Annotated in this window: 22 protein-coding genes; 8 read left to right on the plus strand and 14 right to left on the minus strand. The window is 37.9% G+C overall.

What is annotated here, in order from left to right; genetic code table 11:
• Position 1 precedes the first annotated feature (1 nt).
• Entirely contained in the window at positions 2-1,699 is a 1,698-nt protein-coding gene (locus CHU_RS10050) for a leucine-rich repeat domain-containing protein (RefSeq protein ID WP_011585435.1), read from the plus strand.
• Between the two features lie 72 nt (positions 1,700-1,771).
• Here CHU_RS10050 and CHU_RS10055 read toward each other — a convergent pair whose 3' ends face one another.
• The 3 genes from CHU_RS10055 to CHU_RS10065 all read right to left on the minus strand — a co-directional run bounded on the left by CHU_RS10055 (position 1,772) and on the right by CHU_RS10065 (position 5,902).
• Complete coding sequence (locus tag CHU_RS10055) at positions 1,772-2,416, minus strand: porin family protein (protein WP_041932327.1); 645 nt, start codon at positions 2,414-2,416, stop codon at positions 1,772-1,774.
• A 133-nt stretch (positions 2,417-2,549) separates the two neighbouring features.
• On the minus strand, positions 2,550-3,686 hold the full coding sequence (locus CHU_RS10060) for a sensor histidine kinase (RefSeq protein WP_049755523.1): 1,137 nt from the start codon (positions 3,684-3,686) through the stop codon (positions 2,550-2,552).
• A 1,172-nt stretch (positions 3,687-4,858) separates the two neighbouring features.
• Entirely contained in the window at positions 4,859-5,902 is a 1,044-nt protein-coding gene (locus CHU_RS10065; RefSeq protein WP_011585439.1) for a fatty acid desaturase family protein, read from the minus strand.
• A 579-nt stretch (positions 5,903-6,481) separates the two neighbouring features.
• On the opposite strand from CHU_RS10065, the gene CHU_RS10070 reads away from it, so the two are divergent.
• The 4 genes from CHU_RS10070 (at position 6,482) to CHU_RS10085 (ending at position 10,558) form a co-directional block, all read left to right on the plus strand.
• The gene (locus CHU_RS10070; RefSeq protein ID WP_041932328.1) at positions 6,482-6,844 is read left to right on the plus strand and encodes a hypothetical protein; all 363 of its coding nucleotides are present in this window, start codon (positions 6,482-6,484) and stop codon (positions 6,842-6,844) included.
• Positions 6,845-6,857: 13 nt separating this feature from the next.
• The gene (gene xth, locus CHU_RS10075; protein ID WP_011585441.1) at positions 6,858-7,625 is read left to right on the plus strand and encodes an exodeoxyribonuclease III; all 768 of its coding nucleotides are present in this window, start codon (positions 6,858-6,860) and stop codon (positions 7,623-7,625) included.
• A gap of 1,126 nt (positions 7,626-8,751) precedes the next feature.
• Positions 8,752-9,537, plus strand: coding sequence for an SDR family NAD(P)-dependent oxidoreductase (locus CHU_RS10080; RefSeq protein ID WP_011585443.1), 786 nt, complete (start codon positions 8,752-8,754; stop codon positions 9,535-9,537).
• 226 nt (positions 9,538-9,763) lie between these two features.
• The gene (locus CHU_RS10085; RefSeq protein WP_011585444.1) at positions 9,764-10,558 is read left to right on the plus strand and encodes an SDR family NAD(P)-dependent oxidoreductase; all 795 of its coding nucleotides are present in this window, start codon (positions 9,764-9,766) and stop codon (positions 10,556-10,558) included.
• Positions 10,559-10,678: 120 nt separating this feature from the next.
• On the opposite strand, the gene CHU_RS10090 is transcribed toward CHU_RS10085, so the two are convergent.
• From CHU_RS10090 to CHU_RS10105, 4 genes are all read right to left on the minus strand, one after another.
• Complete coding sequence (locus tag CHU_RS10090) at positions 10,679-12,202, minus strand: FAD-dependent oxidoreductase (protein WP_011585445.1); 1,524 nt, start codon at positions 12,200-12,202, stop codon at positions 10,679-10,681.
• 200 nt (positions 12,203-12,402) lie between these two features.
• Positions 12,403-12,990: a ferritin-like domain-containing protein gene (locus CHU_RS10095; protein ID WP_011585446.1), complete on the minus strand. Its 588-nt coding sequence runs from the start codon at positions 12,988-12,990 to the stop codon at positions 12,403-12,405.
• A 35-nt stretch (positions 12,991-13,025) separates the two neighbouring features.
• Entirely contained in the window at positions 13,026-13,199 is a 174-nt protein-coding gene (locus CHU_RS19395; RefSeq protein ID WP_143144188.1) for a phosphatidate cytidylyltransferase, read from the minus strand.
• Between the two features lie 59 nt (positions 13,200-13,258).
• Positions 13,259-13,789, minus strand: coding sequence for a hypothetical protein (locus tag CHU_RS10105; RefSeq protein WP_011585448.1), 531 nt, complete (start codon positions 13,787-13,789; stop codon positions 13,259-13,261).
• A gap of 179 nt (positions 13,790-13,968) precedes the next feature.
• On the opposite strand from CHU_RS10105, the gene CHU_RS10110 reads away from it, so the two are divergent.
• On the plus strand, positions 13,969-14,682 hold the full coding sequence (locus tag CHU_RS10110) for a hypothetical protein (RefSeq protein ID WP_041932329.1): 714 nt from the start codon (positions 13,969-13,971) through the stop codon (positions 14,680-14,682).
• Between the two features lie 26 nt (positions 14,683-14,708).
• On the opposite strand, the gene CHU_RS10115 is transcribed toward CHU_RS10110, so the two are convergent.
• Both CHU_RS10115 and CHU_RS10120 read right to left on the minus strand, forming a co-directional pair.
• Complete coding sequence (locus tag CHU_RS10115) at positions 14,709-14,894, minus strand: hypothetical protein (RefSeq protein WP_011585450.1); 186 nt, start codon at positions 14,892-14,894, stop codon at positions 14,709-14,711.
• Between the two features lie 113 nt (positions 14,895-15,007).
• Positions 15,008-16,084, minus strand: coding sequence for a DUF4421 domain-containing protein (locus tag CHU_RS10120; RefSeq protein WP_011585451.1), 1,077 nt, complete (start codon positions 16,082-16,084; stop codon positions 15,008-15,010).
• A gap of 146 nt (positions 16,085-16,230) precedes the next feature.
• Between CHU_RS10120 and CHU_RS10125 the strand changes: the two genes are divergently transcribed.
• Together CHU_RS10125 and CHU_RS10130 are read left to right on the plus strand one after the other, a co-directional pair.
• Positions 16,231-16,707, plus strand: coding sequence for a hypothetical protein (locus CHU_RS10125; protein ID WP_041932330.1), 477 nt, complete (start codon positions 16,231-16,233; stop codon positions 16,705-16,707).
• The gene (locus CHU_RS10130) at positions 16,685-17,341 is read left to right on the plus strand and encodes a DUF6766 family protein (protein ID WP_011585453.1); all 657 of its coding nucleotides are present in this window, start codon (positions 16,685-16,687) and stop codon (positions 17,339-17,341) included. Before CHU_RS10125 ends, CHU_RS10130 begins: the two co-directional genes overlap by 23 nt.
• Positions 17,342-17,550: 209 nt before the next feature.
• On the opposite strand, the gene CHU_RS10135 is transcribed toward CHU_RS10130, so the two are convergent.
• The 5 genes from CHU_RS10135 to CHU_RS10155 all read right to left on the minus strand — a co-directional run bounded on the left by CHU_RS10135 (position 17,551) and on the right by CHU_RS10155 (position 23,085).
• Positions 17,551-18,660, minus strand: a complete 1,110-nt coding sequence (locus tag CHU_RS10135; protein WP_041932331.1) for a DUF4421 domain-containing protein — start codon at positions 18,658-18,660, stop codon at positions 17,551-17,553.
• Positions 18,661-19,518: 858 nt separating this feature from the next.
• Positions 19,519-19,974, minus strand: a complete 456-nt coding sequence (locus CHU_RS10140) for a Dps family protein (RefSeq protein WP_011585456.1) — start codon at positions 19,972-19,974, stop codon at positions 19,519-19,521.
• 213 nt (positions 19,975-20,187) lie between these two features.
• Positions 20,188-21,666 carry a sensor histidine kinase gene (locus CHU_RS10145; protein ID WP_011585457.1) on the minus strand — a complete coding sequence of 493 codons (1,479 nt, stop codon included), beginning with the start codon at positions 21,664-21,666 and terminating at the stop codon, positions 20,188-20,190.
• Positions 21,653-22,246: a chemotaxis protein CheB gene (locus CHU_RS10150; RefSeq protein ID WP_011585458.1), complete on the minus strand. Its 594-nt coding sequence runs from the start codon at positions 22,244-22,246 to the stop codon at positions 21,653-21,655. The genes CHU_RS10145 and CHU_RS10150 overlap by 14 nt, the downstream gene beginning before the upstream one ends.
• On the minus strand, positions 22,243-23,085 hold the full coding sequence (locus CHU_RS10155) for a CheR family methyltransferase (RefSeq protein ID WP_011585459.1): 843 nt from the start codon (positions 23,083-23,085) through the stop codon (positions 22,243-22,245). Before CHU_RS10155 ends, CHU_RS10150 begins: the two co-directional genes overlap by 4 nt.
• Between the last annotated feature and the right edge of the window lie 31 nt (positions 23,086-23,116).

Below are 23,116 nucleotides of genomic sequence, written 5' to 3' on the forward strand. Positions count from 1 at the left end.
TATGTTAAAAAAAATAACCTGTTACACGGTTCTGTATATCTTTATCCTGTTGAATCAACCGATACAGGCGCAAACGTATGTAATACCGGATGCGAATTTCAAAAATTACCTTGCATTAAATATTCCTTATGTTTTAAATTCAAATCAGGAATTAATTATCAGTAATGCGAAAATTTTTACAGGAACAATAAACTGTGTTGGTATGAATATCGAGGACCTCTCGGGGCTTCAGTATTTTTACAAACTCACTCAGCTAAATTGTAACAGTAATCAATTAACGTTCCTGCCCTCGCTTGATAGCCTAAAACAACTACAGCACATGTGGGTATATAACAATAAGCTTACCAGCATACCCAGTGTAAACCAGCTTACGAATCTGCAAACACTTAATGTTAAAAATAATCAGCTTACAAACCTTCCATCACTAACAGGCATGACAGCATTAAAAAGCCTGGATTGCAGCAGCAACAAATTAACAGCGCTGCCGGACCTGAGTACCTTGTTAAATCTGGAGGAAATGTATTGTTACATCAATTTCATTACAAACATCCCATCTGTTTCAAACCTGCTTCATTTAAAAATATTCAATATCGAAAATAATGCAATTGCGCTATTGCCGGATATTTCTCAAAATACCAAACTCGAAATATTACAGTTTGATTTAAACCAGATTGAGACAATTCCTCCGCTTACTACATTAACTGCTTTAAAACAATTGATCTTTGCACACAACAAGATCTCAACGCTGCCAGATCTATCTGCTAATACAGCGCTCTTTATTATTACCGGAGATAATAATCAACTAACGCACATACCAGATTTATCCGGATTTGATAATCTTACACACGTAGAACTATCACACAATCAATTAACCTTTGAAGATATCCTTCCTTCTTCCAAGCATCCTCAATTCAGTACAGTCTTTAACATTCAGCCGCAAGATTCATTAAATGTAAACCAGCCAGTATCTGCTGTTAAAGGAAGTACTATAACATTGCCGTTACAGTTTGATCTTGCTGTTTCAGGAAGCACCTACAACTGGTATAAAAATAATATCTACCTCAGCAGTACAACGATACCTGTATTAACCTTATCGAATATTACAGAAATGAATGCGGGGCGCTACACGTGTATAATTACAAACAATACATCCAGGTTGACAGGTATAACCTTGCATGCAAGATCTTATAGTATTTTAGTAGAACCTTGCATTAAATTCTCTTACATCAATTACGAAATAACTGCTAATGATTGTTCAAAAGGCGCTGCCATACAAATTGATCATACACAAATCAGCGCGCTCAATACTCCTCTAACCTATGCGTTACACCCGCTAAACAATCAATCGTCAATAACGTCTGCCTCTGCAGTATTGAATGATGTAATGCCGGGACGGTATTCACTTACAATAAGCGATGTAAATAATTGTTCCGTTGAACTGCAAAATTATATTTTCATTCCTGTACCTGCAGGATGTATGGATAGTTTTACACCAAATGGAGATGGGTTAGAAGATACCTATCTTATAGATAAACCAGGTTATACAAAAATTTATAATAAAAACGGAACATTGATCCGTACATTAAACACGCCGGCTGCCTGGGATGGCTCAGACGAGTCCGGTAAATTATGCCCGATGGGTTATTATATAATTATCATCGATGGCAAAGAAAAAACAGGCGTTGTATTAATTAACTAGTATGGGCAGCTCTTAAGACTGCCCATACTAGTTAACAAATATTATATTTACCTGATAGAGGAAAAGTTTTACTTAACGTCCTACACCGATACGTAAACCGAGATTAATACCCACGTTGCTGTTCAGCATAGTATTGGTGCCGTTTTTATTTTGTTTATTTAAACCCTGATAGTAAACAATATCTGCACTGAACCACAATCCGTCTGATAACATAATACTTGCACCTGCGGTACCTTGCAGACCAAAGTCAACATCTCTGAACGAATCACTTACCTTGCTTGTTCCGATCACATTTTTATCACCGTCATAAGTTTTAATTTCTCCGCCGGTTAAAATACCAAAGCTCGGTCCAAGTGAAACATTGGGACGAAAAGCATTTTCATTTTTATTAAAGAAATAAATAGCACGCAACGGAATACGTATAAAATCACTTCCAACTCTGGTAGTCATTGTCTGACCGTTATAGTTCCCGGTTCCTGCATACGTAAATTTTACACCTTCTCTGGAATATTTAATATCTGCTCCAAACCCCCAGTGCGTTTCTGAACTATACACCAACGTTGCACCAGCATTCCATACCGGATTAAATACAACGTCTCTGTCTGTATCAGACAGCCAAGCTGTTCCTGTTCCTGCTGTGATGCCGATTGAGGTACGTTGTGCCTGTACAGCTAATACACTCAATAATAAAACTCCTGAAAGTAAAATTTTCTTCATATTGATTTAAATAACTTGTAAAATTGCTTGTTTGAATTCTGAAACAAAGATATTGTTCCAGACAATCAATTAATTATACAATCATACGAGAATGTTATATGTTTTACACGTAGGGCTGCCTTTACGTTCGCCCCTATTGTTTAAAATGTACGGTAAATGCAGATCCTTTGCCAGGAATGCTTTCAAGCGTTATCTTTCCACCTGTATTATCCATTATTTTTTTAACGATACCCATGCCAACACCTGTGCCTTGTACATGTGTATGCAGACGTTTGAAAAACTGAAACACTTTTTTGTGCTGTGCAGGTTCAATACCTATCCCATTATCACGAACTGAAAGTAATATGTATTCTCCAGCTGGTTTAGTCTCTATATAAATCTCCGGTTTACGCTCCGGTGACCTGTATTTAAGCGCATTGGAAAGGAGATTAAATAAGATACTGCGCACATTCTTTTTTGAAAAACGTACCATTGTTGCTGCACTGAAATCTGATTGTATAGAAGCTTCTGTACTATCAACAAGATCCTGAACATCATACATTACTTCCTGCAGGATCGAATCAAACGACACATACATTTCATCTGTATCGACTGGTGCATCAATTCTGCTGATTTCTGTAAGTTCATTCAGAGTTGTTTTGAATCTGTTAAGAGCTTCTGTTATACGTGACATAACAGGTTCTACCGCTTCCGCATCTGCTCCGTGCTTCAATTCATACTGCATGATGGAAACAAGTGATTCAATATTACTTACCGGATTTTTAAGATCATGTGATGCGGTATATACAAAAGTATCCAGATCATTATTGATGCGCAGCAATTTTTCATTCTGCTGCTGAAGATTACGTTGTTCTTCCTTTTCTTTATCAAGCGAATGAACATTTTTAATGATAAATGAATCACCCCACACATCGGTTATAAGCAGCGACTCTCCTTCTGTCCATATATGCCGGCCGTCCTTATGTACAAATTCATTATAATCTGCCGCCGTTCCATACTGCAATACCTTAGCAAGTTCCAACTCAGGCTTTTGCTGCTTACGTGACTCTTCGGTAAATAACATATCAAAATACTTGCCGTGAACGTCTTTATGCGTATACCCATAACTGCGTTGTGCACCTTCACTTATACCCATGATTATACCTGCTGTATCAAGAATAAATACTGCATTATGTCTGGAATGCCTTAGCAACTGTTTACAGATGATTTCTGTATTTAATTGCGTTACATTAAACTCTTTCAATCCGGTAACATTTACATTCATATTCATAGGCAAGATGTTAATGTGCAATGCGTTCTTGTAGTGCTTTTTTATAGACTATAACATATCTCTAAAAAGCGGGCACATGAGTTATATAGTATATTGAATCAACAAAACTGCCTGCGATCTATGTGAAGACATTTTATTTATCACGAAATCAATTGAGGGGCATGTATCTGAAGGAAGATACCTGTCAAATTACTTTTACTGATCGATAGACGTAGAGTCCGCTGCCCGATTACCCAGAGTGTCATCCAGCAGCTTTATTCCACAAGTGAAAAGCGGATTAAAATCTGTTTGTCTGTTTTATTCATGTTTATTTTTTCTTCTGCACGCGGGCCAACATAATCAGAATAAAACATTGTGGATTTAATGACCGCAGTTTTTTTTAGCTGGTTGAAAGAACTCGCCATCTGCTTATCTACAGTACAAATATATCAGACACAAAATTCAATTTTTTATATAATCATGTGATAATGTTATATGTTTTACACATGGTGTTGCAACATCGATTGAGGTTGATCCAAGCGTCATATGTATACTATTCGTATGCATATGACGCTGTAGATTTCTATTAAGAACTTACAAAACAAATCGCTTACGAAAAAATTCAGGAAAAATAATGGATGATGCACTGGATTACAACTGTGTTTTTTTATGCGATGAATGAACCATATTATTAAACAGAAATATTCATTTTCGATAAATACATTCCGGTTTATTCCGGTAGGATTATGCTGTTTCTTCCTGCAGAAGTAAGCCATAAAGGAATTATGAAAACCAATTGCTGCTTGCCCTTTTGAAGAATGCAATGGCATTTTCAAAAAGAATCCGAGAGCTTTTACAGCAGCAACAAAAATCGGCCAGCCACGGCATCAAGTTTAACGAACAGTTTTTGCTCTGCTCCTATGTATCCAATATTGTTAAGATAGGAAATAAGGACTACTTGTATCTTTGATCAGCGGTATGCAGGTGCATATAAAGCACTTATGGCAATGAAGGAAGAAGAAAATTCGATACAGGAATGAGATATGCAGCATATCATCTCAATAATTGCAGTGGTGTTGCGCCTTCTCTGCTTTATTGAAATACAAACATGATAAAAAAAGAGCGTGTGATTCAGGACTGAATCACACGCTCTTTTTTTATCTGTTATAAATTATTTCAATATTTTATTCTATTCAACGCACAATCTTCTGCGTCCGGTATTTCATCAGCGAGATTGCCTCATCACCGGAAGCGTAACAGTTTTCAATATTTACAAAATGTTTTTCAAGCTTATCATATCGTTTTGTCATCAGAAAAATAAATATTTCCAGAAAACCGATACCATCAAACACAATAGATTTATTGGTGGTGTACTGTTTTAAGTTTGTAAGAAAATGTGTTGGATGCTCTGTCCAATGCATCGTAGGTTTCACATGGTGACTGATGTGATAGCCATCATTCCAGCATTTTTTATTGTATTTGGTATTGATACAGGTAATACTGTTTTTATAATGGTTACCCGGATCTGCGGCATCGATAAAAGAATGCTGAGTCCAGTTACCAAGCATCATAATAAAACGGGAAATCAGCAAGGGTAGAATAAATACAACAACTGTTGCCTGCCAGTTTATCACACATAATCCCACACACATAAGGATATACAACACTTCACCGCGAACAGTCTTTACCAAAAGCTTTTCGCGTTTCTTACGGTTAAAATACATGGATAGATCTACCAGTCCGCGGTACATAAATGAACCGAAGTATTTCATAAAATCACGAAAGCTATCACGCTGATATCCCATCGTGCTGCTTTCGTCTTCTTCCAGGTTATTTTCAATATGATGCATACCAATATGGTGGCTGAAATACGTTTCCGGTGTTTGCCCAAAGAAGAGGCCTACAAACCAAGGCAGTATAAGATTCAGCTTTTCATATTTGTATTTGTACAACTTGCTATGGCAGGTACAATGCAGCATTAGACCGAAAGGTGCTTTGAAATAAAAGTTATTCAGAAAGAAATAAATTACTGCTGCAGGCCACCATACCAAAGCAGGCAGGCCGGGCACATATAAAAATACGCCCAGTGGAATAAGTGTCAACAGAATTGTTACTGTAAGTTTTACAAAAGGCAGATCGCGTTCATCGCGGATCAACGTAAGATAAAACCGTTCAATAAAATTGTAGTGTTGTTTTTTACTGTAAACAGAATCTTGAATAATCGAAAATACTTTCATAATAAAACACATTCAAAATACTTCCGCATTAGTGATTCAGGGAGAAGCAATTTGATTATTGGTGATACAATTCTCCAGGATTTTATGGCTGCATATGAATCGCGTTAACAGCCTTGCCTTGAATTGCAGAGAAGATTAAGTTTAAAAATTACAAAAAATGTACTAGCTCCCCAACTAAAATGGCCCGCAAATACTACCTGTTTTAATAAATAATCCTGAAGAAAATCTGAAGTAGTTGAACCACAACACATACGGCATAAAAGTCATTTATACACATTTAAAATAAGTTTTCATAAAAGGGATTATTTGGGGAATTATACCACAACCTTTCCTTTCTTCATACATCTTTTAGAAATGTACGTTGATCCGCCTTTGGGTCGGAATCACATGATCCGGAACAAGCATCCTGTTACCTTTTCTATCTGTGACATCTCATTTGATGTTTTTATACAAAAAACTTTTTAGTATCTTAAATAAAAACACTCATTCATTCAGCTATATACAAAGATGAAACGTATTTTGATTAAATCCCGCTCCCGAACTAACACAAATACTTTTAAAAGCATGGTACTATGCTGTATGTTCATTTGCAGTACAGGCTTGCAGGCACAAGAGCTTACGCCAAAACTTATAGGCAACTGGCAATTTAAACAGGTGCTGGATGCTGCAGGCAAACCGCTTGACGGTACTGTTAATCCTCTTGAGCTGGACTTACGAAAAGACGGCACTTTCCTGATGCTTACAAAATCAAAAAAACTTAAAGGCAACTGGACAGAAAAAGATTCTTCCCTGTATCTACAGACACTACCCGCAACCGATTCCATGAATCACACACAGGTGATGCGTATACTTAAGATAGAAGCCGACACGCTCCAGATCTATGCAGGCGCAGAAAAAGGAAATGAAGTACGGTTTATCTATACACGCCGCAAGAAAAAGTAATCGCATTTTTTCTATGAAAATAGCTACATATAATGTGAATGGAGTTAACGGAAGATTACCCGTGCTGCTACGTTGGCTGCAAGAAGCCAGACCAGATGTTGTTTGTTTACAGGAACTAAAAGCACCGCAGGAAAAATTTCCGGAAGAAGCGTTTCTGCAAGCCGGGTATCATGCAATCTGGCACGGACAAAAAAGCTGGAACGGTGTAGCCATCCTTTCACGCAGCAGCGATATCCGTGAGTTGCGCCGTGTATTACCCGGAGACCCGGAAGACAACCACAGCCGCTACATTGAAGCATTTGTAAATGGTATTGTTATTGGTTGTCTGTATCTGCCCAACGGCAATCCTGCACCGGGCCCTAAGTTTGATTATAAGCTGAAGTGGTTTAAGCGTTTAACGGCACATGCAGCAGATCTCATAGAAGCAGACATGCCCATTGCACTGATCGGAGATTTTAATGTCATGCCAACTGATCTGGATGTATATAAACCGGAAAGCTGGATTGATGATGCCTTGTTCCGTCCGGAAGTACGCGCCGCATTTAAAAAACTTATGAAGCAAGGCTGGACAGATGCCATCCGCAAACTGCATCCCGATGAAAAGATTTATACGTTCTGGGATTATTTTAGAAATGCATACGGACGCAATGCCGGCTTACGTATTGATCATTTCCTGCTAAGCCCTCCCCTGGCTGCCAAATTAAAAAAAGCCGGAGTAGACAAACACGTACGCGGGTGGGAAAAAAGCAGCGACCACGCCCCCACCTGGATTATTCTGTAGCGGCGAATAGGGCGAATGCTATTCGCCCATACAGTAAAAACAGACAAGCCGCAGAACACGTATGTGCCTGCGGCTTGTCTGTAGCTGTTTGAAAGAGGTATGTTGTTTATTGTTATTTTTTTATCCGCATGCGACAGAGACTTTCTCTTTCCAAAATCGAACAGGTCAGGAACTATTGTGAAAAAACGAAATGACTCTGTCTTGCAGATAATTGTTTTGTTTTGTTTTAAAAGACTCAGAGCCGCTTCCGGACTACCCTGGGCAGTCCGGAAGCTTATCCGGTATACGGAAGTGGTTGAAAGCTCTTTGCCTGATCATTCATCCGAATTACCCATTCCTACATACCTAAGCATCAGGTCTGAATTCTCCGCGATAAAAGATTGAGGTTTGCGTTTTGAATCACGCATGATTTATTTGTTCGTATACAGGAAAAGAATAACGATTCTGTAGTAATAACTTTTACTAAACTGCAGGCTTGTTGCGTGTCTCACGTGCTATTCGTACCTGCACGGTACATAAACGGATGCAAACGTTCCGTTCAAATGTTATGGAAATTGAAATTCTGTTGCCCTGTATACTAATTTCTTATTTCAAGTTTTAAATGGTTGTGAGCCGTCTGCTCAACCAACAATACAAAGATATACTATGACCTAATTCAATTAATTATATAATCATTCAAGAATGTTACAAGTTTTCCATATGATCTATTTAACCAACATTACTGCACTTATTTTTATTTATTTATAGACACGTGTATGTGTCCCAGGATTAATTCATAATTCATATAACTATCTATGGTTTGGACAAGCACATTAAATAGTATTTTTCTGCGAAAATACATGCGCAAAACAATACATGTTCCTATCACAAGAAATAGTGTCAGCATGTAAACAAAAAAACATTTTCACTATCCTTCTATTCCGCTCTACATAAGGCATACCGAATATATTCACATTGTTCAATATTTTATTTGAATGAAACTATTTATAAGAAATAACATGGGATAGTTGTAACAAAATTCTCGTTTTATATAAATAGATTAATTTTTCTTTGCGCTCTTTGCATACCATAAATTGTATTCATCAAAGACATTCATAAAGATATTTTCCAGTAAAACACTACGCATATGACAAACCACAATCAAACGGTACTTATCACCGGTGCAACGAGCGGCATTGGATTAGAGCTGGCAAAATTATTTGCATACGATAACTACAACATGGTGCTTATTGCACGTGATGAAGAAAGACTTATTGAAATTGCTACGGAACTGCAGGAAATGGGTGCAGGAAGAATAACCATTATCACGAAAGATCTGTGCCTGCAAAATGCTGCGGCAGAAATCCACCACATTACAAGCCAGCACAGCATCCATATCGACGTACTGGTTAATAATGCTGGCATGGCTGAATACGGATTATTTTCAGAAACAGAGGTGCAAAAAGATCTGTGTGTCATTCAGCTGAATATAGCATCTATGGTACAGCTTACTAAATTATACATGAAAGATATGATTGAGCATGACAAAGAAGGGCGTATTCTAAACCTTGCCTCTGTCTCTTCCTATCAGCCCAGCCCGATGCTGGCTGTATATGCAGCAACAAAAGCCTTTGTACTTTCTTTCAGCGATGCCATAGCAGCAGAATTAAGAGATACCGATATTAAAGTTACCTCACTGATACCCGGACCTACCGATACCGATTTCTTCCGTAAAGCCGGAATGGAACATACAAGAGCTGCGCAGGACAATCCGGAAGATCCGGAAATTGTAGCGTTAGTAGGATACCAGGCACTGATCAAGGGTGAACCACATGCTTACCCGCCAGGTATATGGCAGGTAACAGCAATGAGTTCTTTGCTGTCCAATCAGAATGTAGCGCGTATGGTTGAAAAACAGATGCAGCCGTACTAACCCGGTAACACTTTAACAATAAAAATAACAAGATATATTTTGATTATTTTTTTCGGAAAATTGAAAGCCATGTTTTTTAGGATCATGGCTTTCTTTTTCTACATAGATTCACTGCAACAGAAATATTTTTTTATATAAAACACCACAAGTTGTTTCGGTGTATTTTGTATTGTGCAAGGAACCTTACCACACCAGCTAAATTCTTTCAACAAAAAAATACACAGCTATGACAAATGAAAACCAAACCGTACTAATTACAGGCGCTACCAGCGGAATCGGACTGGAACTCGCACGCCTGTTCGCAGCCGACAAGTATAACATGGTACTTGTTTCCCGCGATGAACAAAATCTAAACCGTGTTGCGGCCGAACTCCAGACCATGGGAGCACAAAACATAACCATAGTTCCCAAAGATCTTTCGCTGCCCAATGCTGCAGAGGATGTATTTTTAATCACGAAACAACAAGGTATTCATATTAATGTACTTATAAACGATGCAGGTGTAGGTGAATACGGGTACTTTACCGATACAAACCTGGCAAAGGAACTGCGCATCATCCAGCTAAACATATCTGCCATGGTACATCTTACTAAACTCTATCTGCGTGAGATGATCCAGTACAATGGCGAAGGGCGTATCCTGCAACTCGCATCTGTTGCCTCCTACCAGCCAAGCCCGATGCTCGCGGTATATGCGGCAACAAAAGCATTTGTACTTTCTTTCAGTGATGCACTGGCTTATGAATTAAAAGATACAAATATCACGATCACGTCATTGATCCCGAACGCTACTGATACAGATTTCTTTCGGAAGGCTGGTATGGAACATACGAAAGCAGCACAGGATAGCCCCGATAACCCGACATTGGTTGCTCAGATCGGTTATGAAGCACTTCTTAAAGGAGAATCTCATGCGTATGCACCGGGTGTAAGACAGGCTGCTGCAATGAGTTCAATTCTTTCCAATCAGAACGTTGCAAAAATGGTTGAAAAACAAATGCAGCCGGCAGAACAAAAATAAGAAGTGTGAGGCACAGTAAAATAAGAATACAAATCAGATACTGCATATGGATTGTAAAACAGTCGCATGCAGTATCTGGTTTATATATATCATATGAAAAGATTTACTGCCTGTTCATAATCACTTTTGTTTTATTTCTGTCCGTTCAATTACTTCCAGGTCCTTGCGCGCTGGTGCTGTCATCAGTTCTCCGGTAAAAGAAAAACGTGAACCATGACACGGACAATCCCAGGTCTTCTCCGCACCATTCCAGCATACATTACAGCTTATATGCGGACATGCAGGATTTACGGCAAATAACTTTCCTTCTTCATTTTTATAAAGCCCTACTGAATGCCCTTCAAACCTGACCAGCTTTGCTTCATTACAGGCAAGCTCAACAGCACCTTCAATTTTTTCAAAAGCAAACTTATTTCCTATGAGCATTGCAGCAGCATCTGCACCTTCCTTAATGATATTTGAAAATCCTGCAACAGGTTTAAATCTCGAAGGACTGAACAATTGAGCATGGGCGCTTTCGCCCTTACAGATCAGGTCTGTAAGTATGCAGGATGTGAGTGTGCCATAAATCATACCATTACCCCCAAAGCCTGTAGCTACCCATACATTTGAAGGATTGCCGGGCAAATGTCCGATATAAGGCAAGCCATCTGCCGGTTCAAAATATTGTGATGACCATTTGAAAGCTACTTCATCAATTGCGTATTGTTTGCGCAGATAACTTTCAAGTTTCGTAAAACAATATTCGGTATTTTCAAGATGTCCGGTTTTATGATCTTCTCCGCCAAAAATCAGGTATTTCTTCCCGTCAACTTCCTGCGTACGGTAGTAATGGTAGGGCTCGTCGAGATCATATACCAGTGCGTCCGGATAATTATTATCCGCTAATGTTACGGCAAGTACATAACTGCGGTACGGCGCTACTTCAAAATGCAGCACATTTACACCCGGGGGAGTATGCGTTGCATATACCACATGATCTGTTTTTATTTTGCCTTTTGATGCATGTACAATTGTCCAATCCTGTTCGTGTATCACATCCGTTACCCGGCAGTTTTGAATGATGCTTCCGCCCATGCGTTCAAAAGCTTCTGCAATTCCATATAAATATTTTGTTGCATGAATTTGCGCCTGGCCGCTTAGCCGGGCCGCTTTTTCGAAAACAGCAGGTACTGGTATCTGCTCACAAAAATCAATGTTCACGCCGCTTAATCTGGCAGATTCAACAATTTTATCCAATTCGTTGTTTTGTTTTTTATCATGTGCAAACAGATACGCATCCTTCCATTCAAAACTGCAATCAATTTCATATCCGATCACATTTTTTTCAATGAGGTTCAACGCTTTGCTTACCAATGTAAAAACAAGATCAGCATTGTTTTGTCCAAAATTATCTTTAATGGTATAATACGGTGTATCTAATAAAGTATTCAGATGTGCTGTAGTGCCACCTGTAGTTCCGAAGCCTATATTCTGCGCTTCCAGTATAACACACTTTTTGCCTTCGCGCTGCAGGCGCAGAGCAGTACTGATGCCAGTAATTCCGCCGCCTACAACAACCACATCTGCCTGTGCAGGCATGTGCCTGGATATGTGTTCCGGCATATCCTGCCATAAACTGATTAATTGTCCGTCACGTTTCATACGTATACATTTGTTGTATTTGCATAGCTTAATATTCTCAAAAATTTAATTAAAACTACTAAGCACGTATATGAAAGTGTTATATGTTTTAATCAATTCCTTACAAATTTACCTGATGAAAATATCCTTAAAAGAAAAAAAATATCCGCTCTGTAGTCTATGCTTCAGAACGGATATCTACCTTTTGGTATTTATTAAGCTTATGCTTCTTCGTGTGCTGCTTCAATATTCACTGCACTTTCTGCAACTTCAGATAGTTTTTCATCTGCTGTTTTTTCTTCATTCAAAGTCGAACCAAGAATTTCTTTTGCTTCTGAAAGTCCTAATGTTGCTGCAAACTGACACAATGTACCATAGCTCGCGATTTCGTAATGTTCTACTTTCTGTGCCGCAGAAATGATACCAGCATCACACATAGCACCTTCTTCACATTCTTCCATGATCTGTGTTGCTTCTTCAATCAGGCCTGCCATTGCTTCGCATTTTTTGGCTACAGCATTTTTTCCGATGATTTCAAACACCTGTTCCAAACGTGTAACATGTTGCTGTGTTTCTTCCAAATGTGATTCCAGGGCCTGGATCAATTCTTGTGAAGTAGCATGTTTAACCATTTTAGGAATGGCTTTGGTCAATGCTTTTTCAGCCCAGTAAATATCCTTTAATTCGTCTTCAAATAATTTTTGTAACTGTGATTCCTGCATGGAACCTGTACTGTTTGTTGATTTTTGTTTGGTAGTTTTCGGAGCAGTTTTTTTTGCACCGTTTGCAGTTGTTGTTTTCTTTTCCATAGTTGTAGTTTTTAGCTTTATTAAATGTTTGTTTATTATTCTTTTCTTTTACTAAACCGTAACACAATAAAAAGGATAATCGCTAAAAAAAATACCGTTAAGAAAATACCTACACTCATGCCAGCATTAAAGATCCCTCCTATTACGCTGCATGAACTGATGAATAGAGAGGCTATAAATATGATGGTAATGGATATAATTGTTTTCATAACGGTATATTTAAATGCGTGTATACTTTATATTAGTTGAAGCGTTTGAAATGCTGAATTTAAGAGTGGTAAATTTCTTCACCTCTGTTTTGTTTCCAGTTGTTTTTGAAATAGTCGGCATCTTCATCATTGCGAGGGTTTACACCCAATACAACGTTGCCTTTTTTAATACCTTCTTCGTAGATACGTGCACGTTCTTCAGGGATACCAGCACCTACAAGTGCTCCGATGATACCACCCGTTAATCCGCCCGCACCTGCACCTGCAAGGCCTGCTGCAATCGGTCCGGCAATTACCAGACCAAGACCCGGAATTACAAGTGTTGTACCAATTGCGGCAATAATACCAGCAACAGCACCTATAGTGCCTCCGATAGCAGAACCTGCCCCCATACCAGCCGCAGCTTTCGTACCGATCTCCGTATCTTCATCTGCAAAATGCTTTTTGCGTGTATCATCAGACATCAGTAAATGTACATCATCCTGCTTATACCCTCTTTCATGTAAAGCATTATAAGCATTTTCTGTGCTTTCACGATCACTGAACATACCTGTTAGTAATTTACGGTTGTTGTTATTTTGATTTTCCATAGCGGTAGTTAATAAATAGTTAGTTGTTTTTTATATAACGAATTTAAATCAATCTTACAGGTGATGACTTACATCATGTTCTTTATTGCTTGTATGTTTACCACATAAGAAAAATATTGTATTATTGTTAATTAAAATATGAAGCGTTCACATTGCGCAAACCAATTAATCTTTTATACATGACAGCAGCAGAAAGTATATATGCATTATATCCCTACATACAGCACGCACAATTGCTGGCACACAATGAAAAAATAAAGCAGGACAACGTAATATTTACCTATACCGTGAGTCTGAGTTATGATGAAATTTCGCTAAGGGTTTTACATGTAGATTCCGATAATACAAAACACATACATATTCAGGTGCTGTTTGAAATAAATCAGGGAAAAATATATGTTAAAGATTTGTATCATAATTCGGGCGCAGCATTTGAATTATTAACTTCAATCAAATCAAACCCAAGCCTGCATCAGGCATCCTTTGCCCAAAACAGCGTTCCGGCCAGTTGGCTTTCCAGAGATATACTGAATAGTCTTGCTATTGCAGACCGCATTGCACAAAAAGCCATTAATCAATATGCCGGAGACGATTACCGGCCCGGCTATTACAGCCAAATAGAATGCAGCGGAACACAGCTGATACTTTCACAGATAAACCATATGAACAGCCGCTCCCTTAGTCATAAAGAAAACTACAGTCTGCGCAATCTCACGTTCACAATTCCGTTAAACGGGAAAGCGGATTCAGAAATGTTATATAATACAGATAGAATCGGGATAATGAATATTAACTTTTCGGATCACTCTTCCGCTAATAACCGTTCAGCAGGTGATGCGGTCAAAAATCAGATCGCAGAAGAAATACGGTTGTATCAAAACGATGTTGAATAGGGTTTGTAAAAAGAACTAAATTTTATTTATGCGGCATCGTTCATTGTGCGTATCAGACCCATTCCGGAAAGGAAAAAAACGAATCCTAATACACCATATATAATCATAGGCTTAACCGGACTTCCTGTTCCTGAAAATAAAATAGCCGTATAGATTAAAAAACCTACGCCTAAAACAGTTAATGCTGCGCCGAATATTCGTTTAATGTTCATATGCTTTTTTTATCAAAGATCCATGTTCCTTCATGTAAATGATTACACCCGTTACACAAAAAGTTATAGGATTCCCACAATTTCTTTTTTGTCGCAGACAGATCATAATTGAGTTAGCTTTTAATCTCCTGAATTTTTTCTGTTACGTTTTTCCATCCTCGATCAATAAATCGGGGTGTATTAAATCGATATCCTACGGTAATAGAGACGCTGGCGAAATTCGTTTTAATACTCGCCCCTTTTATTCGCATGATATTGATATCTCCGTTAAAGCTGATGCCGGCATATAAACGTTTTGAATTATAACCAAAGCCGGTTGCAGTTTCTGTATATAGATTTGCATTCGTGCGCCAGCTGCTGTATCCCTCCTCTACAGATTTATATTGATACCCTATAAAATTCCCCATGATAAAATAGTTCAGAGAAAAATAAAAACGCTTCCAGAAAACAATGTTTACACCTGCACCCGGACCGGCTTTAAACAGCAAAGCATGAACGGAACTGATACCATAAAAGGAATCAAAGTTATATGCCTGTGCCCGCGATAAAATGGTTGAATCCGAAGAATAAATAGTAGTGTAGTTTGCACCGCCCTTCACCAGAAAACCAATACGGCTTTTAAGCTGCCTGTCCATATAGGTAAGCGGAGCATTATACGAAAATTTCCGCCAGGAAAAATTATAGATACCATTTACACCGATATTCTTATAATTCATATCGGGTCGTACATAATAGCTTCCGGTATCTGAATCATAAGAAGACACGTTACTGTCATAATAACCTTTATAGCGACGGTATTCCGCAGCAAGCGTTATACGAGGCTTACGTATACGCAGCGTAATGCCTGTACTCGCAGACCTACCCTTACGTGAATCTTCGGTTGGACCAAAAGGTGTTTTAAATGCATATTGAATATAAATTGACCGGTAAGAAAATGTCAAGCCAAGCAGGTCAGAAAAATTTCCTCTAAAATCACTTTTATATCTATCCTGTGCACTGTTAACCGGATCAACAACAATCTGCATTAATGGTGATGCTGTGTAAATACCCAAGCTGATGTATTTCGGATAAGTCATAATAAAATTCGTATCCGGTACAGCTTTAGGTTTCTTTTCTTTTGTTTGATCGGCCTGAGCAAAGGATATATGATAAGAAATAAACACCAGCAAAGATGCAGTAAGTAAACGCATGTTTAAATGTTTTTAAATGATATATAAATTACTAAAGGAATGGTATTTTTAATAGAGCATATGGGAAACATGTAACGAATATTTTTTATCATGATACAAGGCGGGTATACTTGTTTTTACATTTGAATGCATTAAAATCTAACAGCATGGACATCATAAAAACAGTATCAGCAAGTGCCGGTGGAACCAGTCTGATGAGCCTTTTCAGCTACCTGATTTCAGACAGCAAACATAAAAATTTCAGAGAGCCTGAAATACTGGGCGAATTAATCAAACGTGTTCTTCCTGATATAAGCAAGCAGCAGGCAAACATAAGCGGTTGGATCTTACATTATGGAGTGGGCACAGTTTTTACTGCTGTTTACGATCAGATCTGGGAAAAAACCTCTGTTAAACCCAATATAAAATCCGGAGCTGTGCTTGGCGCACTCAGCGGATTAGTTGGTATAGCTGTATGGCGCGCTACCATTGCCCTGCATCCAAAACCACCTGTTAAAGACTATGATGCATATTATAAACATCTATTGCTGGCGCATATTTTTTTCGGTATTGCCGCAGCCGGGGCTTATAAAAAAACAACAGATATTCAAGGAGCACAATATGAAAAAAATCATAACGAATAATTCACTTTCGCTGGCTTTCCTGTTGCTGTTTGTATTGGCAATTATCGGTCAAACATTTTTTGGTTTAGCTCAATATAATGAGCAACGTATAGAAGATCACGTAAATCCTGTAAGTCTGCTCCAGTATTTCAGCACCGGTCATTTTCTGGAAGCAACCTTTGAAAACTGGGAAAGCGAATTTCTGCAAATGGCATTATTTGTAATCTTTACTATTTTTCTACAGCAGAAGGGATCTTCTGAATCGAAGGATTTTCATAAGAAAGAAGATGTTGACAGAGAGCCTTCGGTACTTCGCAGACATGTACCATGGCCTGTGAAGAAAGGTGGCTGGATCTTAATCTTCTATAAACACTCACTTACCCTGGTTCTGTTAATGCTTTTTGCGCTTTCTTTTGTTGTACATTTTTATGGCAGCTTAAAAGAGGAAAACGAAAAACTTGCGCTACATCATAAACCATTGGAAACGGTTAGTTCATTTATCGGTAGCTCTAAAATATGGTTTGAATCTTTCCAAAACTGGCAGAGCGAATTTCTTTCTGTATTTGCCATAATCGTCCTGTCCATTTTTTTACGTCAGCAAGGCTCATCACAATCAAAACCGGTAGATGCTCCTGACAATCAGACGGGAGAATAAAAATAATCAGTCCCGATTAAAAAAATGCCTTTAGGGTGTTTGAAGTTTTAAAATCCATTGCAGCATAATTGAAATATGCTGCTATATAAAATTCAGCTCTATTGTACGTGTATGCCTATGCAACATCCGTTTATCACTTGCTATTTATACCACTACGCTGTTATATCTGTACACAGAACCCAGAGACTTTCTGTAATAACATAACCGGGCTACATACCGGGCGGCATGGTATCTTTATAAAACTTTTTAACAAAGGTAGGTGCCTTGAAACGGTATCCTACATCCAATCCGATATAACTGTACACGCTCGTATACCTGAACGTAGTTAATGCAGCTGTCCGTCCATCAATCTCATAACGCAGCGCTGCATAAAAACGTTTTGACTGATATCCAATGCTTGCAGAACCATCCAGTACCCATTGAAAGCTTGTCTCTTTATGTGCAATTCCCTCCGTTGTAAACAGACGGTTTACATACAGGTTAAGCGGAGAAAAAATCGCACAAGCCATATAAAAATGTTTTTTAATAACCAGGTTGCCGCCCGCACCGGGAGATAATTTTATATTAAACCCATTCATACGCGTAATATTATCAAACGATTCAAAATACGGCCGTTGCGGTACACTCAGCAGATTGCTGTCGCCGTAAAACTGCTGACTGTATACGCCGGCTTTTACCATAAAGCCCAAGTGACTTTTGATCTGGCTTTCCGTATAATCAATGGTAGAGAGATAGGAATATTTTTTCCAGTTGAAATTGTAAATTCCTTCAAACTCATATTCTTTAATGATGATATCCGGCCGGTAAACAGTCTGCTGTGCCAGATCAAGTGAATTAAATGCATTGATATCTGTCATACCCTTAATTTTCATAAACCGAAACGTAAGTATATAAATAGGGCTTTTATATTTGATTGTAGCCGTACGGTAGCGTGAGGATCCGTAACCTGGAGGATCACCTAAAGGAGGTAATAAGCTTAATGCGAAACCTGCTGTTACATGCCGGTAACTGAACGATAAGCCGGTAATGGTTTTAACATTTGTACGCAGGTCAGATGAAGCCTGCGGCGCACCCGAAGGTTCAAGATTTGCATATATGGTTGGCGATAGTACATGCAATGCAACCGTCATATAATTTTTCGGATACGTTTTAATATACGTTGAATCCGATGGATTGTAAGTAATTTTAATATTGGGAAAATATTTTGCGTAGAATTTGTCGGGATGTAAAAATACATTCTCTTTCTTTTTTGTTTCCTGTGCATGGACTGCAACGACAAAAAATAGCAAAAATACTGCGGCCGTAAGCCATCTATACATAGGTATCAAGTTAAATAAGCATCATAATGATTGTACACCAGGCAAATATATACATTTAACCCGTTGCTCAATCAATTAAATACATGTTAGCAATTCAGAAGACAATCTTACAGAAAGTAAGAAAATAAGGGTGTTCTGTTTTATAAGAAACACCTGTTTATCTCAGGCGAGATAAATAACACTAATAATGGCCGTAAAAATTATTGCAACTGTATACACCGGTGGAGAGGTAATGGTATTTCCTGCTTCACGCACAAATCGATGCAACCGAACATATCCTTTTTTATATAATCTCATTGTATTAATTACTTGAATAAACACATAGATATATACTTATTTTATTCGGATAGGGTTACATAAATACAACATACAGATGTAAGATTTTAATACTCAACCAATATTAATATACATTTAAATGAATCAGTAATGTACCTAATTCATTAGCATAATTGAAAATGCAACCATCATATATGCTGTAAAAAATAGTGCTGCAATTCTCAATATTGGTTCGAAAATTCCGTTTGTATTTCTTTTACGTCTCATAATAGTATTGTTTTTAGTATGATGTAAAATTCATAAAAACAACGGGAGCATGTGTTACAACATATAAACGAAACGTTACATAATTTTAACACACGTTAATTAAAATTAACGTATGCTCTATCTACTAATAAAGAATTTGATATAGGGCATTAAAATAATTTCTGCGCATAATAGATCCCCAATAAAAAAAAACAACTAAAAAAATTCAACTGTAAATGCCAAACAATCTGTATAAATTATAAATACAAGTGTTTCATTCCACTGATTTTACTGAGGAATGAAGCACTTGTATCTGAATAAAACTATATTAAATAATTAGTTTAAATATCTGCGCAACGTCCACGCAATTGTTTCATGATCCTGAAGCAGCTTTGTAAAAAAGTCTGTTGTACCGGCATCGCTGTCTACGTCAATATCTTTTCTTAATTCAACAATTATTGTTTCGTGATCGGCAAGTAATTCCTGTATCATTTCTTTTTGCGAAGGATATTTTCCTGGTGCTTCTTTTAAGCGTGTTACTCTACCGAACTCTTCCATCGTTCCGATTGTTTTTGAATCAAACTTATTGATACGTTCTGCAATTTCGTCGATTACCGCTTCAAGCTGCGTATATTGTGCTTCAAACAATTTATGAAGTTCCATAAAGCTTGGGCCGGAAACATTCCAGTGAAATTTTCTTGTTTTTACATATAAGGTCATTTCATCTGCCAATGCAATCGACAACATGCTCACGCTTTTTTTTATGCTCTCTTCTGATAGTCCTAATTTCATAAAACCTAAAATTTATATGTGTTAATTTTTGTATACCAAAGGTGTGAAAATACATGCTGTAATCGCTTACACATTTTTATAGAATGCTTGTATAAATCACATATGAGACCTCATAAAATACAAATGGCCATTCATTCCCGAAAGAAATGAATGGCCATAAATAATTTTAACAAAATTAATCAGGCAGTATAAAGCCTGTTGAATTAGTATCTGTTATACAGGAGCAGGTAATGAAAAATAAAACGTTGCACCCTCTCCTACTTTTGCTTCTGCCCATATGGTGCCCCCATGTTTTTCAACAATCCGTTTTACAATCGCCAGGCCAACACCGGTCCCTTCAAATTCTTTTGTACTATGGAGGCGTTGGAAGACACCAAACAGTTTATCGCTGTATTCCATGTCGAAACCTGCACCGTTATCCTTGATGTAGTAAACAACTGCATTTGGGTTCTTTGTATAGCCAACTTCAATTCTGGGTTCTTCTATTTTACCTGAATATTTAATGGCATTGGAAAGCAGGTTAACCACAACCTGTTTTAACAGATTATAATCTGCATCAATATCCGGCAGCGCAGGAAGAACAAATTCTCCCTTGAAGGTACCTTGCATATCTGCATACACATGTTGTACCAGGTCGTTCATATTAATCGACTGCTTCTGTACAGGCTTTCTTCCCAACCGGGAGAACGCAAGCAGGTCATCAATCAATGTATCCATCCGGAAGGCATTACGCTTGATGTTTCCCAACAGGCGGGTTGATTTTTCGTCCATCTGCGCAGCAAAGGCATCTTCAAGCATTTGTGCGTAGTTGTTGATAGAACGCAACGGAGCACGCAAGTCATGAGAAACAGAATACGAAAAGGATTCCAGTTCTTTATTTGCATTTTCCAGTTGCTGAATATTTTCATGAAGATCCTGATTCAGGCGTATAATTTCATCGTCTTTTTTCTTGCGCTCAGTAATATCACGGGCATTTGAAAACCATTTTCCACCTTTAACAACAATGTTCCACTGAAGCCATTTAATAGATGAATCTTTACAGATGATCTGTATTTCAAACGAACCAGTATTTGAATCCGATTTTTTCAGGTTCTTTATAAACTCCCGGTCAGACTCCTGAAGAAAAAATAATAAAGACTGGCTGGTAATTTCTTCGCTTGAATAGCCCAGCACATTTGTCATGGCAACATTGAAGGCTTCAAACTTAAAGGTTTCCGCATCAATGGTGCAAATGATGTCCAGGCAGTTATTGATAAGGATGGCAGACTTTTCTAAGGCACTGTTTATTTCCACCATCTCCTTGCGCTGTAATTCAAGGCGGATAAGCATATTCACTTTTGCCTTGGTAATCTCCGGGTCAAGCGGTTTAAATAAATAATCAATCGCGCCTTCTTCCAGACCTTTCAGCATATTTTTCTGCTCCTTTAATTCAGCAGATGCAAATAAAATCGGAATATCTTTGGTACGCTTATTTGACTTAAGCATGTTCGCTACTTCAAAGCCATCCATTTCCGGCATTTGTACATCCAGAATGATAAGATCAACCGGCTTACTTAAAGCAAGTTTTAATCCTTCATCTCCAGAGGTTGCTTTAAAAAAAGTACGATTTTCTGTCATTAATAGATTTTCAAGTGCAAATATGTTACTTGAAATATCATCAATGATTAAAATATTGGCTTTACCCTCTTTCATAAATACGCATTAAAAAGGACGTAATCTCGTCCAATGTCAAAATAGTGTCAATGGCCCCGATGTTTATTGAAGCCTGTGGCATGTACGGATATTCAGCTGTAAGCGGATCCTGAGCAATAGTAAGACCTCCCACTCTTCTTATTTCCCGCATACCTTCTGCGCCGTCACTACTGGCTCCTGTGAGTATAATACCCAAAAGTTTTTCTTTATACACTTCAGCCGCTGTTGTAAACAACAGGTCAATAGACGGCCGGCTGTGTTTTACATACATGTCTGAAGTTAGTGAAAATGTTTTATCATGTTCTATAAGCAAATGATAATCAGCCGGTGCAATGTAAATATGTGCCGGTTCAATGGATTCTTTTTCATCTGCCTGTTTTATCTTCAGCAAACATTTAGTCTGCAGTACGTCTTCGAGAAGATCTTTATATTCTTTTCCGCGATGCTGTACAACAATAATGGGGATAACATAATCAGCCGGAAGTTTTCCAAGTACTTGAATAAGTGCGTGCAGGCCACCCGCAGACACACCAATAACAATTGCAGAAAATTCCCGGTTACTCTCTGCGTTACTTTTCATCGTATTTTCATAAATATACGTTCCTTCTTGTCGACATCTTCGAAGTTTGTTTTTTTGTCGGTAAACAAAAGTGATTCTTTACTTCCCAACGCTAAAAAACCAAACGAACACAAACTCTCATGAAAAAGATTAATAACTTTATTTTGCAGCTGCTGATTAAAATAAATCAGCACATTGCGGCAAACGATCAGTTGAAATTCATTAAATGATTTGTCAACCGTTAAATTATGTGGTGAAAATACAATGTTCTGCTTCAGCGATTTATCAAACAGTACAGAGTTGTATTTGGAAATATAATAGGAAGACAAGGAATGCTTGCCGCCTGAATGATTATAATTTGCCGTATACGCTTTCATATTTTCAACCGAATACAATCCTTCTTTTGCTATCTGAATAGACTTCTGATTGATGTCTGTGGCATAAATAATAGAACGGTCAAGAAGCCCGGCTTCTTTTAATACAATGGCAACGGAATATACCTCCTCGCCTGTTGCACAACCCGCGATCCAGATTTTAATTACCGGATACGTAGCAAGGCGTTCCATTACATTTTCACGTAAACTTTTATAAAAAGTAGGGTCTCTGAACATTTCTGTTACAGTAACAGACAACTCCTGAATAAATGTTTCAAAAACGTTTTCATCCTTCAATAACAATTTACTTAGATCCTGTAACGTAGGAATCTTATAAATGTTCATGAAATTTATAATCCGGCGCTTAACAGACGCTTCGGCATATTCTGTAAAATCATATCCATACATGAACCGGATCGCATCCAGAAAGGCTTTTAACTCTTCCTGTGGATATTGAAATGTATTTGGTGTTAACGAATTGTCCATAGTTGATGATAATAAAAAGTATTTAATCTGC

This window comes from Cytophaga hutchinsonii ATCC 33406, assembly GCF_000014145.1.
Lineage (GTDB): Bacteria > Bacteroidota > Bacteroidia > Cytophagales > Cytophagaceae > Cytophaga > Cytophaga hutchinsonii.